Raw genomic sequence first — 13,709 nt, forward strand, 5'->3', positions numbered from 1 at the left:
CAGGCGCGAGCCGCGACCCGGGAGGGGCGGCGCCGGCCCCGGCCGCCGGATGGCAGGCCGCGCGCGGCGTAAGCCGTCACTGAGCGGGCCGAGCCGCCTGCCCACGGCCCGGGGCCCGGGCCGTGACCGGAATGCGCTATGTTGCTGAACCATGCCGCGAGACAGCCACACCAGCGAGGGCGGCCCGGCCGCCGAGGGGCTGCGGGTCGTCAACTTCGACATGGCCCGCGGCCAGCGCTTCGGCGAGCACGACCACGACACCCACCAACTGGTGTGGGCCCCCGCCGGCGTACTGACCGTGGACATCGGCGACCACTCGTGGGTGCTGCCGCCGACGCTCGCGCTGTGGATCCCGGCGGGGGTGCCGCACGCGACCGGAGCCACCCGGCCCGCGCAGATGCGCAGCGTCTACGTGGTGCCCGAGCACTGCCCGGTGCGCTGGGCACAGCCGACCGTGGTCGCCGTCGGACCGCTGCTGCGCGAGCTGGTGACGCATCTGGCCGTGCCCGGCCCCGACCCGGCCGCGAAGGCCAGGGCCGAGGCCGTGATGTTCGATCTGCTGCGGCCGGTCGGGGTGACCACGATCGAGCTTCCGATGCCGGTGGACGAGCGGGCCCGCCGGGTGGCCGAGGCGCTGGTGGCCGGGCCCGCGGACCAGCGTTCGCTGGAGGAGTGGGGCCGGATGGTCGGCGCCAGCTCCCGTACGCTGGCCCGGCTGTTCGGCGCGGAGACCGGTATGTCGTTCGGCCGGTGGCGGACAAGGGCCCGGCTGCGGGCGGGACTTGAGCACATGGCGGCGAACCGGCCGCTGGCGGCGGTGGCGCACCACGTGGGCTACACCACCCCCAGCTCCTTCATCGCCGCCTTCCGGCAGGAGACCGGCCGCACCCCGGGCGCGTACTTCGCGGTGCCGCCGCAGCGTGGGCGCGGCTGAGAGCCGAGACCCGTACAGCCACAGCCAACGCCCGCCCGGCCCTCGTCACATCAGAGGGACCGCAGCGCCTTCTCGAAGTCGTCCAGCGCGCCCAACGCGTCCTCGTAGCCGCCGGGCAGGAAGAAGATGCTGCCGAACAGGTGCTTGGCCTTGGTGGCGGCCAGCTGCTGGAAGGACTTCTGGGCGAAGAGCTTCGGGCCGAGGTTGGCGGGCTTGCCGTCGTTGGTCGTGTAGTAGAAGAGCGCGTCCGCGTCGGCGAGCTTGGAGGTGACCAACTCGTAGGAGACCGGCTGCTGTTCGTCCAGCCGGGTGCTCGCGGTGGCGAACTGCGCGCCGGCGTCGCCGAGGATGCCGCCGATCGGCGACCCGTGGCCGTACAGCCACCACTGGCCCTCGTCGAAGCCGCCCTGGAGGAGGTCCCAGCGGATACGGCCGAGCACGGCGGCGTGGTTCTTCTTGATCTCCGCGGTGCGCTCGGCGTAACGCTGCTTGAGCTTGTCGAGCGCGTCCGGGACGCCGAGCACCTTCGCGGTCTCGTCGGCCACGTCCCGCCAGGGGGCACGGGACTTGTTGAACGACAGGACCACGGTCGGGGCCAGTTCGCTGAGCTGCTTGTACGGGAGGTCGGCCTGGGCGTCGATGGCGAGGATCAGGTCGGGGCGCAGCTCGGCGACCTTCTCGACCTGGATGGCGCCGCCGACGCCGTTGGAGACCTTGGGGACCGTGCGCCAGCGGTCGAGGTAGCGCTGCGCCACGTACTGCTCGCCGGCGTTGAACAGGCCGGCGGGGGTGAGGCCGAGGTCGAACATCGCGGACATCGGGAAGTCGTTGAGGGCGACGACCCGCTGCGGGCGGTCGGGGATCTCCAGCGGTCCCTTGGCGGTGTCGACGGTACGGGTGCCGCCGCTCTTGCCGCCCGAGCCCTTGCCCGCGCCCTTGGCGTCCGTACTCCTGCTGTCGCTCTTGCCGCCCGACCCGCAGGCGGCGAGGCCGAGGAGTGCGGCGCCCGCGGCTCCAACGCCGAGCAGTCCGCGGCGGGTCGGGGTGGACAACCTCGGCCGGGAGGGATCGGGCGACAGGGACATGGGGACCTCCGGAAGTGCGCGGGGACGCGGGACGGGTGGCTGAGCGCCCACCCGAACCGAACTTAGGTTTACCTAACTTTGGACACCCTAAGTCGCGCTTTGGCCACCGAAATCGAGGTGCGGACAGCCGATAGCTCGAACACGCCACCGCGATACCCGACCCCAGGGACCGCCGCCCCCTCCCCGATTCCGACAACTCCCCCGCCCCGCCGCGCACTTCCCCCGCCCGAGGCGTTCCGGACGTGCCGCGTCCCGCCGCGCGGACCGGGCGGACGCACCCGCCGGACTGTCCGTTCAGCGATACAACTTGTCCGCCTCACGCCCATCGGACGCGGCCAGGAGGTGCGATTCACATCAAGAGACGACAGATGGGCGAGCAGTTTTAGGTTAGCCTCCCCTTACTTTCCCTGCCGGGAAGTCCGCCGAGGAGTACCCATGAACGTCTTGCGAGCCCGTGGTGGGCCCGCTCAGGTGGCCGGTGCGTCCGCGCCCGGCGCGCCCGCCGCAACGGCCGCCGAAGCATCCACGGTCGGCGCGTCCACAGCCGGCACGTCCGCCTCCGGTACGACCGGCAGGCCCGCGCCGGGCCGCGACCGGGCCGCCGCGCTCACCGCGGGTCTGCTGGTGTGCGCGGCCGTCCTCGTGGTGGCCGTCGCGGCGAGCCTGGCGGTGGGCACCAAGTCCGTACCGCTGGACACCGTGTTCAACACGGTCTTCCACCACGACCCGGACAACGGCGACCAGATCATCGTCACCTCGCTGCGGCTGCCGCGTACGGTGATCGGGCTGCTGGCCGGTGCCGCGCTCGGGCTCGCCGGGACGGTGATGCAGGGGCTGACCCGCAATCCGCTCGCCGACCCCGGGCTGCTCGGCGTCAACTCCGGTGCCGCGCTGGCCGTGGTGACCGCGATCAGCGTCTTCGGGATCACCTCCTTCACCGGCTATGTGTGGTTCGGCTTCCTCGGCGCCGCGGCGGCCGCGCTGCTGGTCTACGCGATCGGTTCGCTCGGCCGGGAGGGCGCGACCCCGGTGAAGCTCGCGCTCGCGGGCGCTGCGGTCAGCGCCGGGCTCTCGTCGTTCACCACCGCCGTGCTGCTCACCGACAGCGCGACCTTCGACCGGTTCCGGTTCTGGGAGGTCGGCGCGCTGGCCGGGCGCGATCTGTCGGTGGCGTACCAGGCGGGGCCGTTCGTCCTGGTCGGCGCGGTGTGCGCGCTGGGCTCCGGACGGCTGCTCAACACGCTCGGCCTCGGCGACGACACCGCGCGCGGCCTCGGGCTGAACATCGCCGGGGCCCGGATCTTCTGCGCCGTCTCCGTCGTGCTGCTGTGCGGCGCGGCGACCGCGCTGGCCGGGCCGATCGGCTTCGTCGGGCTGACGATCCCGCATGTCGTACGGTTCTTCACCGGCCCCGACCACCGGTGGATCCTGCCGTACTCCCTGCTGCTGGCCCCGGCGCTGCTGCTGGTCTCGGACATCGTCGGGCGGCTGGTGGCCAGGCCCGGGGAGATCCAGGTCGGCATCGTCACCGCGGTGATCGGGGCGCCGGTGCTGATCGTCCTGGTACGGCGGAGCAGGCTGGCGGGGGCGGGGCTGTGATGACGACGCCGTCCGACACGCGGACGCCCGCCTCGGCGCTGCCGCAGAAGGCGGCGCTGCCCGAGGGCACGCTGCGCGCGCTGCGGGCCGCCCGGCTGCGGCCCAAGGCGCGCAGCTCGGCGGTCGCGGCCGTCCTCGTCCTTGTCCTGTTCGTGCTGCTGTGCGCGTCGCTGTCCGTCGGCAGCTTCCGCATCCCGGTGCCGGACGTGCTGCGGACGCTGGCCGGGCACGGGGACGCGAGCACGGACTTCATCGTGCTCAAGGTCCGGATGCCGCGGGCCGTCACCGGGATCGCCGCGGGGGCCGCGTTCGGGCTGTCGGGCGCGATCTTCCAGACGCTGATCCGCAATCCGCTGGCCAGTCCTGACGTCATCGGCATCACCGCCGGGGCGAGCGCCGCCGCGGTGACCGCCATCGTCGTCTTCGGGCTGAGCGGGTCCTCGGTCTCCGTGGTGGCCGTGACCGGCGCGATCGTCACCGCGCTCGCGATCTATCTGCTGGCCTGGCGGCGCGGGGTGACGGGCTATCGGCTGGTGCTGGTCGGGATCGGGGTGTCGGCCGCGCTGTCCAGCGTGGTGTCCTTCCTGCTCACCCGGGCGGACATCTACACCGCGGAACAGGCGCTGCTGTGGCTGACCGGCAGTCTGAACGGCGCGGACTGGACCCGGGCCCGGACCCTGCTGCTGTGTCTGGCGCCGCTGCTGCCCGCGGCCTTCCTCGCGGCGCGCGCCCTGCCCGCGCTCGGCCTGGGCGACGACACGGCCAAGGGTCTTGGCGTACGGGTCGAACGCAGCCGGCTGCTGCTGATCGTGACCGGGGTCTGTCTGGCCGCGGTCGCCACGGCGGCGGCCGGGCCGGTCGCGTTCGTCGCCTTCCTCGCCGGGCCGGTGGCCCGGCGGCTGGTGCACGGCCGGGGGCCGGCGCTGGTGCTGTCCACGCTGACCGGCGCGGTCATCATGCTCGGCTGCGACTTCGCCGGGGCGCATCTGTTGGGACCGACCGAGTTCCCGGTCGGCGTGATCACCGGGGTGCTGGGCGCTCCCGGACTGCTGTGGCTGCTGGCCCGGGCGAACCGGGTCGGGCAGGGAGGATGAGGACACCCCGATGAACACGCTCCCTCCGGCCGGGACGGCGAATCCGGCCCCGGACACGGTCCCCGGGCCGATACCCGGACCCGTCACCGCGACGCCCCCGCTCGCGGGCGCCGAACCCGCCCCGACACCGGCCGGCCCCGATCCCGGTCCGGACGCCGGGGCGCTTGCCGCGCGCGGGCTGCGGCTGGGGTACGAGCAGCGGACCGTCGTCAGCGACGTCACCGTGGAGATCCCCCCGGGCCGCGTCACCATGATCGTCGGCCCCAACGCCTGCGGAAAGTCCACGCTGTTGCGCGGTCTGGCCCGCCTGCTCGCGCCCGCGGCGGGCGAAGTGCTGCTGGACGGCCGGGACATCCACTCCCTGCCGACCAAGCAGGTCGCCGCCCGCCTCGGCATCCTGCCGCAGACCCCGGTCGCCCCTGACGGCATCCGGGTGATCGACCTGGTCGGCCGCGGCCGCTACCCCCACCAGGGCTGGTTCCGCCGGTGGACCGCGCAGGACGAGGAGGCCGTCGCCGAGGCGCTGACCGCGACCGACACCCTGGACCTCGCCGAGCGTTCCGTGGACGAACTGTCCGGCGGCCAGCGCCAGCGCGTGTGGATCGCGGTCGCCCTCGCCCAGCGCACGGGCGTCCTGCTGCTCGACGAGCCGACCACGTATCTCGACCTCCCCCACCAGGTCGAAGTCCTCGACCTGGTCACGGACCTCAACCGCGACCGGGGCGCGACCGTCGTCACCGTGCTGCACGACCTCAATCTGGCCTGCCGCTACGGCGACCACCTGATCGCCATGAAGGACGGCCGGATCGCCGCCGAGGGCCCACCGGCCGAGATCGTGACCGAGGAGACCGTACGGGAGATCTTCGGCATCGAGTGCCGGATCGTCGACGACGAGGTCTCGCACACCCCGCTGGTGCTCCCGATCGGCCGGCACCGCGTCCACCGGCCCGCCGCCGCGAACTGACCCCCCAGGCCCGCCGCCGCCCGCCGGTCGGCGGCATCGACTACACCGGCACGGACGCGTCGAACATGTACCCGGACTATGTCGCGCCGCTGCTCAGGATCGCGGACATCGGCAAGATTACCGCGACCGACATCGAGCGGATCGCCGCCCTCCACCCGGACCTGATCCTCGGCCCCACCCCGGGCAGCCGGTACGACAACTCCCCCGGCGCGATGCGGAAGGCGAAGGAACTGGCGCCGGTCTTCCCGGTCGACTTCGGTACGAGCGGCGACTGGCGCGGCCCGCTCGCCGACACCGCCCGCGCGGTCAACCGCACGGCCGTCCACGACAAGCTCAAGGCGGACTACGAGGCCGACGCCACCCGGCTGCGCGGCGCGTACACCGGACTGCTGGGCCGCACGAGAATCGGTGTGCTCAGCTACGCGCAGAACGGCAACTACTCGCTCGACCTGCCCGACGGCAGCGACGGCGTGGTGCTGCGGGACACCGGCGTGACCTGGGGCCGGGCCGGCAAGGCCAACGGCGACAACGGCGTCGAGCTGTCCCTTGAGGAGATCGGCCGCCTCGACGACTGCGACCTGCTGCTCTACCGCGCCGACGCGAAGGGCGCGCCCGCCGGTGGACTGGCCGACGTGCTGAGGCTCCCCGGCTGGGCGCACCTGCCCGCGGTCAGGGCGGGCCACGCGTACCCGATCACCTGGAACGACGTGTGCAGCTACCGCTGGGGCCAACTGGCCCTGCGGGACTTCGAGTCCAAGCTCAAGCAGTACGCGGCCTGACCACGGCGGACGGACATCGGGAAGGACGGAACAGCGCGCACAGGCGGGCGGGGTCGGCGAACCGGCGGGTGCCGGGTGAAAGACGATCAGCGAGGAGGTGACTCCGGAGCTGTCGGGCCGCCCCCGCCCGACACCATGTTGCTGCACACCCGATGTTGTTGCAAGCTCTTCGCAATAGCGGTCTAGGGTGGGTCGCGACATGATCCGCGCACCGTTTGAAAGGGGCCGTGCCTGATGGGCACCTACGCGCTTCCCGACCTGCCGTACGACTACTCCGCCCTCGCACCGGCGATCACCGGCGAGATCCTGGAGCTGCACCACGCCAAGCACCACGCCGCGTACGTCAAGGGCGCCAACGACACGCTGGAGCAGATCGCCGAGATCCGCGACAAGGACGCGATCACCCCGACCGGTCTTGTCGGTCTGGAGAAGACCTTCGCGTTCAACCTGTCGGGCCACGTCCTGCACTCGATCTTCTGGCAGAACCTGTCCCCCGACGGCGGCGACCGCCCCGACGGCGCCCTGGCCACCGCGATCGACGAGCACCTCGGCGGTTTCGAGGCGTTCAAGAAGCAGCTCACCGTCGCCACCGCGTCCGTCCAGGGCTCCGGCTGGGGTGTGCTGGCCTGGGAACCGCTGGGCAAGCGGCTGATCATCGAGCAGGTCTACGACCACCACGGCAACGTCGGCCAGGGCACCACCCCGCTGCTGGTCTTCGACGCCTGGGAGCACGCGTACTACCTCCAGTACAAGAACGTCCGCCCCGACTACGTCACCAAGCTCTGGGACCTGGTCAACTGGTCGGACGTCAGCGCCCGTTACGCCGCCGTCGCGGGCTGACCCCCTGGGCGCCCGGCGGCGCGGACCGATCTGCGCACGGTCCGCCCGCCGGGCGCGGGGGCGTACGGGCGGCCCCGGCGGGCCACGGTCACGGCGCGCTCACGGCGCGCCGAGCATGCTGTGGTCGAGGTGCGCGAGCAGGTCGGCCGGGCCCGTGTACACCTGGTCCGCGCCCCCGTCGAAGAGTTCCTGGCGCGAGGTGCCGCCGGACAGCAGCCCGATGCAGCGGACCCCGGCGCGGCGGGCGGCGACCGCGTCCCACACCGCGTCCCCGACGAACAGGGCGCGCTCCGGCGGCACGTCGGCGAGCTCCAGCGCCCGCCGGACGAGATCGGGCTCGGGCTTGCCCTCCTCCACGTCGTCGGCGGTGGTCGCCGCGTCGATGGCGTCGTCCGCGCCGAGCGCGTCGGTCATGACCTTCAGCTCCGCCGCCGACGCGGAGGACGCCAGCACCACCTTCAGACCGCGCCCGGCGCAGGCGCGCAGCAGGTCGGCGGCGCCGTCGAGCGGGGTGAGCCGGGTCCAGAACTGGGCGTAGAGCGCGTCGTGCGCGGAGCCGATGGCCTCGTCGCGGCTGTGGTCGCGGTGCTCGCCGAGCAGGCCGTCGAGCAGCGGTCCGCCGCTCTTGCCGACCGACCGGTGGACCTCGGCCATCGGCACGTGCTCGCCGTGCTGCCGCAGCGCCTCCCACCAGGCGACGGTGTGCAGATAGACGGTGTCCATCAAGGTGCCGTCCACGTCGAAGAGCACCGCGCTGTCCTTGCCGGCCGCCATCAGCCCGCCTCCTGTTCGCGTTCGCCCTGCTCGTACTCGGCGGCGTCGAGGCCCGCGCGCTGCGGTACGACCGTGTACGCGGGGTCAAGCGCCGAGGCGACGCCCGCCGCGAAGATCCCGAACCGGGTGCAGGCCGACCCCGCCAGCAGCGCCAGCCCGCCCGCGACAGCGGCGGCGCGACTGCGGTGCCCGAACAGCGCGGCCGTCGCGGCGCCGCCCGCCGTCAGACACTTGGCCGTACGCAGCAGCGTCCCGGCCCGGCCCTCGCGGTAGGTCTCGGCGACCATGCCGAGCCGCCGTTCGGCCGCCCGGGTCGCGGCGCCCTCGCCGGCCGCCGCGAGGACGGCGGCGGCGCGGGCGGGCGCGTTCTCGTACCCGGGGCCCACGACGAGCGCCATCCCGGCCGCGGCCGCCGTCGCCGACGCGGCGAACAGGTACGGCAGTTCGCGGTGGGCGCCGTGCCAGGCGGGCACCGCGGTGTCGGCGGCCAGGACGGCGGTGTAGGCGGCGAGCGCCGGGCCGAGTACGGCCGCGGCGCCGGTCGCGGCGGCCCCGATCCTGGGGGTGCGGCCGGTGACCGCGCACAGCGCGGCCGCTCCGGCGGCGGGCCCGTAGACCGACAGCAGCCAGGAGCCGACGCTCATCGGCGAGGTGGGCTTGAACACCCGCAGCATGTGGTGGAAGCGGGCCGGCCGGCCCAGGTCGTGCACGAGCGCGGCGGCCGACAGCGAGACGGCCGTGAGGGAGGAGACCTTCATCGCGGTCGCCGTCGTGCCCCGGCCGGTCGCGTGGGCGCCGGCCGCGAGCACCGAGCCCGCTCCGGCCAGGCCGCCGAGGAAGAAGTACCCGGCGATGTCGAGGGCGGACCAGGACGGCGGTTTGATCACGGGCTTGCCGTAGTAGGAGCCGAACTCGGCGCGCGGGACCATCAGTTCCTCGCCGCCGCGGCGACGGCCCCGGCGCCGCCCGCCGGTTCCGGCGGTTCCGGCGGTACCGCCGGTTCCGGCGGCCTTCCGCGCGGTCTCTTCGAAGGCGCTCATCGCGACCCCTTCCACCGGGTCAGTGCGGGCAGGGCGAAGGACAGCGCGCAGGCGCCGACCAGGGAGAGCGCGGCGGCGCCCGCGTGCTTCCACATCGTAGGCAGGTCGCGGGTGGTGACGACGGGGTCGGGCGGCAGACCGTACACCTCGGGCCGGTCGAGCAGCAGAAAGAAGGCGCCGTCGCCGCCCACGCCGTCGTCCGGGTCGTGGCCGTAGAGGCGCGCGTCGGCCACGCCCGCCTCGTGCAGCTGCTCGACCCGCAGGGCGGCCCGTTCGCGCAGTTCGTCCAGCGGGCCGAACTGGATGGACTCGGTCGGGCAGGCCTTGGCGCAGGCCGGTTCCTGGCCGTCGCCGAGCCGGTCGTAGCACAGGGTGCACTTGAACACCCGCCCGTCGGAGGGCCGTTGCTCGATCACACCGTACGGGCAGGCCGGGACGCAGTAGCCGCAGCCGTTGCAGATGTCCTCCTGGACCACGACCGTGCCGAACTCGGTGCGGAACAGCGAGCCGGTCGGGCACACGTCCAGACAGGCGGCGTGGGTGCAGTGCTTGCACACGTCGGAGGACATCAGCCAGCGCAAGTCGCCCCCGGCGCCGGGCAGTCCGGGGGCGGTCGGCGCCGTGTCGGCCGATTCGGTCCCGGCGAGCGGGAGTTGAGTGCGGCCGTCGGGTGCCGGGACGCTCGCGGAGTCGGGTGCGGGGACGCTCGCGGAGTCGGGTGCGGGGACGCTCGCGGAGTCGGGCGCGGGGACGCTCGCGGGAGGGGCCGCCGCCGGTGTCGACTGCTCGATGAAGGCCACATGCCGCCACGTCGAGGCGCCCAGGCTCTGCGTGTTGTCGTAACTCATCCCGCTGAGGGTCAGCCCGTCCTCGGGGACGGCGTTCCACTCCTTGCACGCCACCTCGCACGCCTTGCAGCCGATGCAGACGGAGGTGTCGGTGAAGAAGCCGACGCGCGGCGGGGCCTGCGGGTGGCCGGCGTCCCGCGCGGGGTCCGGCTCGGGGCCGCTGAGCGGGTGGCCGGTCATGTCAGACCTCCGTTCCTGTGGTCTCGGTGATGCCCGCCCTGCGGCGGTAGGCGGCGACCAGCTCCGGGAGGTCGCGGCCGCGCGGCCGGCGGCCGGGGCGGATGTCGGCGGTGAGCGCCTTGTCCTCCTGGATCAGGGAGTTGGGGTCCAGCGCCATGGCGACGAGTTCATTGGCCGCGTCGCCGGTGGCGATCCCGTTGGGCCCCCAGTGGAACGGCAGTCCGATCTGGTGGACGGTCCGCCCGTGCACGGTCAGGGTTCTGATCCGCTCGGTCACCAGCACCCGCGCCTCGACCGCGTTGCGCGCGGTCACGATGGTGGCCCAGCCGCCGTGCGCGAGGCCTCGTTCGGCGGCCAGCGCCGGGGAGATCTCGCAGAAGAACTCCGGCTGGAGTTCCGACAGATACGGCGACCAGCGGCTCATCCCGCCCGCCGTGAAGTGCTCGGTCAGCCGGTGGGTGGTGACCACGTACGGGTACACGCCCGCGCCGGGCTCGTCGCCGCTGGGGTGGTAGCGGTTGCCCTCGCGGGCCACGAGCCTGCGCACGGGCGAACGCGGCCGGCGGGGGTGGAGGGCGTTGCCGAACGGCGAGTCCTGCGGCTCGTAGTGCGTGGGCAGCGGCCCGTCCTCCAGCCCGGCGGGCGCGTACAGCCACCCCTTGCCGTCCGCCTGCATGATGAACGGGTCGTCGCCGCGCAGCGCGTCGGGCCCGGTGGCGCCCTCGGCCGGTACGAAGTCCGGCGCCCGGTCGGGGATGAAGTCGGGTACGTCGCGGCCGGTCCACCGGCCCGCGTCCGGGTCCCACCACACATACGCCTTGCGGTCGCTCCACGGTGTGCCGTCGGGCGCGGCGGAGGCGCGGTTGTAGAGGATGCGGCGGTTCGCGGGCCAGGCCCAGGCCCACTCGGCGGCCACCCAGTCCTGCTCGGTGTGCGGCTTGCGGCGGGCCGCCTGGTTGACGCCGTCCGCGTAGACCCCGCAGTAGATCCAGCAGCCGCAGCGGGTGGAGCCGTCGTCCTTGAGTTCGGTGTACGCGCTCAGCGGCGTGCCGTCCGGGCCGTGTCCGTTGATCTCGGCGAGCACGGCGGCGGCGACCGGTTCGCGCAGCGGGCCGTCGACCGGGTAGTCCCAGGTGAGGTCCTGGATCGGCCGGTCCATCGGGTCGGTCGAGGCGGCCAGCCGCTCCTTGATCCGGCGGCCGAGGTGGTACATGAACCACAGGTCGCTGCGCGCGTCACCCCCGGGTTCCACGGCCGCGTGGTGCCACTGGAGCCAGCGGTTGGTGTTGGTGAACGACCCGGACTTCTCGGTGTGCGCGGCGGCCGGGAAGAAGAACACCTCGGTGCCGATGTCCTCGGTGCGCATCTCGCCGGTCTCGATCTCGGGGCCGTCCTGCCACCAGGTCGCGGACTCGATGAGCGAGAAGTCCCGGACGACGAGCCATTCGAGCTTCGCCATGCCGAGGCGTTGCAGCCGGGTGTTGGCCGAGCCGACGGCGGGGTTCTCGCCCATCAGGAAGTAGCCCTTGCAGATCCCGTCCAGTTGGGCGAGCACCGTGTCGTACGTGGAGTGGGAGCCGGTCAGGCGCGGCAGGTGGTCGAAGCAGTAGTCGTTGCCGGCGGTGGCCGCGTCGCCGTAGTACGCCTTGAGCAGGCTGACGAAGTACGCCCGCATGTTGCCCCAGAATCCCTTGTCCGTACGGCTGGCGGCGATGAACGTGTCCAGGTTCTGGTGGGCGTGGGCGTGTGGCATGGGCAGATAGCCGGGCAGCAGGTTGAACAGCGTGGGGATGTCGCTCGACCCCTGGATCGAGGCATGGCCGCGCAGCGCCTGGATGCCGCCGCCCGGACGGCCGATGTTGCCGAGCAGCAGTTGGAGCACGCTGGCGGCGCGGATGTACTGCGAGCCGGTCGAGTGCTGGGTCCAGCCGACCGCGTAGACGAAGGCGCTGGTGCGGTCGCGGCCGGAGTTGCGTGTGAGAGCGTCACACACTTGTGAGAGGGTCTCACGCGGGACGCCGCAGGTGGTCTCGACGAGTTCGGGGGTGTAGCGGGCGTAGTGCCGTTTCAGCACCTGGTAGACGCAGCGCGGGTGTTGGAGGGTGTCGTCGCGGCGGGGACGGCCCTCGGCGCGGGCGCCGCCGGAGCCGTGGCTCTCCGAGCCGGCCGCGGAGTGGACGCGGGCGAGGGTGTCGGGGTCGAGGTTCTCGGCGCCCTCGACGCCCTTGCCGTCGCCGTCCTTGGTGTCCGGGGCTGCGCGGCGGTCGTACTGCTCGTCCACCTCGCCGGCCGGGGACTGCACCTCGGCGCCGTCGTACTGCCAGCTCGCCGGGTCGTAGTGGTGCCGCTCCTCGTCCAGGCCGGAGAAGACGCCGTCCAGGTCCTCGGTGTCCCGGAAGTCCTCGCCGACCAGGGTGGCGGCGTTGGTGTACGCCAGCACGTACTCGCGGAAATCCTTGCCCTCGCTGAGCACGTGGTTGATGATCGCGCCGAGGAACGCGATGTCGCTGCCCGCGCGGATCGGTACGTGCAGGTCGGCCAGCGCGCTGGTGCGGGTGAAGCGCGGGTCGACGTGGATGATCCGCGCGCCGCGCGCCTTGGCCTCCATCACCCACTGGAAGCCGACCGGGTGGGCCTCGGCATAGTTGGAGCCCTGGATGACGATGCAGTCCGCGTGCTGGAGGTCCTGCATGAAGGTCGTGGCCCCGCCGCGTCCGAAGGACGTGCCCAGTCCGGAGACGGTCGAGCTGTGGCAGACCCGCGCCTGGTTCTCCACCTGGATCACGCCGAGGCCGGTCAGCAGCTTCTTGATCAGGTAGTTCTCCTCGTTGTCGAGGGTGGCGCCGCCGAGGCTGGCGATGCCCAGGGTGCGGGCCGTGCGCAGTCCGTCCTGCTCCCACTGCCAGGTCGCGCGCCGGGTCTCGATCACCCGGTCGGCGACCATGTCCATGGCCGTCTCCAGGTCGAGCGGTTCCCAGTCCGCCGCGTACGGGCGGCGGTACAGCACCTGGTGGCGACGGGCGTCGCCGGTGGTGAGCTGGAGGGTCGCCGAGCCCTTGGGGCACAGCCGGCCGCGGCTGATCGGCGAGTCGGGGTCGCCCTCGATCTGGACGACCTTCTCGTCCTTGACGTACACCTGCTGGCCGCAGCCGACCGCGCAGTACGGGCAGATCGAACCCACCACCCGGTCGGCGGTCGCGGTGCGGGGGGTCAGCTCCTCGGTCCGCCGCGACATGGCGGCTCGGCCGCGGCCGAGCCGGTCGGCGCCGGTCAGCTGGCGGTACACCGGCCAGCCCCGGATCAGTTTGCGCGCGCCCATCGCGTCCTCCTGTGCGAGGCGATCACGGACATGGGGGGTTCGGGGGCGCGTGCCCCCTCAAGGCATACCTCCGCCCCGGCAGCCCCGCGACCGGACGCCCACCCGGAGCCCCGACTCCCGGAGGATTCCCCCGGCCCCCGCACCGCGGCGAGAACCGCCCTGCGGGAGGACCGCTTCGACCCCCGCAACTCCGGTCGGCGCGGACCGCATCCGCAGGCCCGTTCGGCCCTCTCGAACCCGCCCCAATCCGGGC

The 13,709-nt window shown here is 73.1% G+C and carries 11 protein-coding genes; 6 read left to right on the plus strand and 5 right to left on the minus strand.

The features are described from left to right. Window positions 1-151: 151 nt before the first annotated feature. A complete protein-coding gene (locus OHA30_RS02595) occupies window positions 152-934 on the plus strand; it encodes an AraC family transcriptional regulator (protein ID WP_328912142.1) in 783 nt (260 codons plus the stop codon). Between the two features lie 50 nt (window positions 935-984). Here the strand turns inward: OHA30_RS02595 and OHA30_RS02600 are convergent, their stop codons facing one another. Then, complete coding sequence (locus OHA30_RS02600) at window positions 985-2,019, minus strand: ABC transporter substrate-binding protein (protein WP_328912143.1); 1,035 nt, start codon at window positions 2,017-2,019, stop codon at window positions 985-987. A gap of 435 nt (window positions 2,020-2,454) precedes the next feature. Between OHA30_RS02600 and OHA30_RS02605 the strand changes: the two genes are divergently transcribed. The 5 genes from OHA30_RS02605 (at window position 2,455) to OHA30_RS02625 (ending at window position 7,295) form a co-directional block, all read left to right on the plus strand. Next, entirely contained in the window at window positions 2,455-3,618 is a 1,164-nt protein-coding gene (locus tag OHA30_RS02605) for a FecCD family ABC transporter permease (protein WP_328912144.1), read from the plus strand. Beyond that, window positions 3,618-4,712: a FecCD family ABC transporter permease gene (locus OHA30_RS02610; RefSeq protein ID WP_328912145.1), complete on the plus strand. Its 1,095-nt coding sequence runs from the start codon at window positions 3,618-3,620 to the stop codon at window positions 4,710-4,712. The genes OHA30_RS02605 and OHA30_RS02610 overlap by 1 nt, the downstream gene beginning before the upstream one ends. Window positions 4,713-4,722: 10 nt before the next feature. Continuing rightward, window positions 4,723-5,676, plus strand: coding sequence for an ABC transporter ATP-binding protein (locus OHA30_RS02615; protein WP_328912146.1), 954 nt, complete (start codon window positions 4,723-4,725; stop codon window positions 5,674-5,676). 65 nt (window positions 5,677-5,741) lie between these two features. Beyond that, window positions 5,742-6,455 carry an ABC transporter substrate-binding protein gene (locus OHA30_RS02620; protein WP_405785901.1) on the plus strand — a complete coding sequence of 238 codons (714 nt, stop codon included), beginning with the start codon at window positions 5,742-5,744 and terminating at the stop codon, window positions 6,453-6,455. Between the two features lie 234 nt (window positions 6,456-6,689). Then, complete coding sequence (locus OHA30_RS02625) at window positions 6,690-7,295, plus strand: superoxide dismutase (protein ID WP_328912148.1); 606 nt, start codon at window positions 6,690-6,692, stop codon at window positions 7,293-7,295. Between the two features lie 99 nt (window positions 7,296-7,394). On the opposite strand, the gene OHA30_RS02630 is transcribed toward OHA30_RS02625, so the two are convergent. The 4 genes from OHA30_RS02630 to fdh form a co-directional block, all read right to left on the minus strand. After that, window positions 7,395-8,069, minus strand: coding sequence for an HAD family hydrolase (locus tag OHA30_RS02630; RefSeq protein WP_328912149.1), 675 nt, complete (start codon window positions 8,067-8,069; stop codon window positions 7,395-7,397). Continuing rightward, window positions 8,069-8,998: an NrfD/PsrC family molybdoenzyme membrane anchor subunit gene (nrfD, locus tag OHA30_RS02635; protein WP_328917698.1), complete on the minus strand. Its 930-nt coding sequence runs from the start codon at window positions 8,996-8,998 to the stop codon at window positions 8,069-8,071. The genes OHA30_RS02630 and nrfD overlap by 1 nt, the downstream gene beginning before the upstream one ends. 107 nt (window positions 8,999-9,105) lie before the next feature. Continuing rightward, window positions 9,106-10,137, minus strand: a complete 1,032-nt coding sequence (locus OHA30_RS02640) for a 4Fe-4S dicluster domain-containing protein (RefSeq protein WP_328912150.1) — start codon at window positions 10,135-10,137, stop codon at window positions 9,106-9,108. 1 nt (window position 10,138) lies between these two features. Continuing rightward, window positions 10,139-13,456 (minus strand): formate dehydrogenase, encoded by a 3,318-nt coding sequence (gene fdh, locus OHA30_RS02645; RefSeq protein ID WP_328912151.1) that lies wholly within the window; start codon window positions 13,454-13,456, stop codon window positions 10,139-10,141. Between the last annotated feature and the right edge of the window lie 253 nt (window positions 13,457-13,709).

The sequence above is a fragment of the Streptomyces sp. NBC_00223 genome, assembly GCF_036199905.1.
Classification (GTDB): Bacteria; Actinomycetota; Actinomycetes; order Streptomycetales; family Streptomycetaceae; genus Actinacidiphila.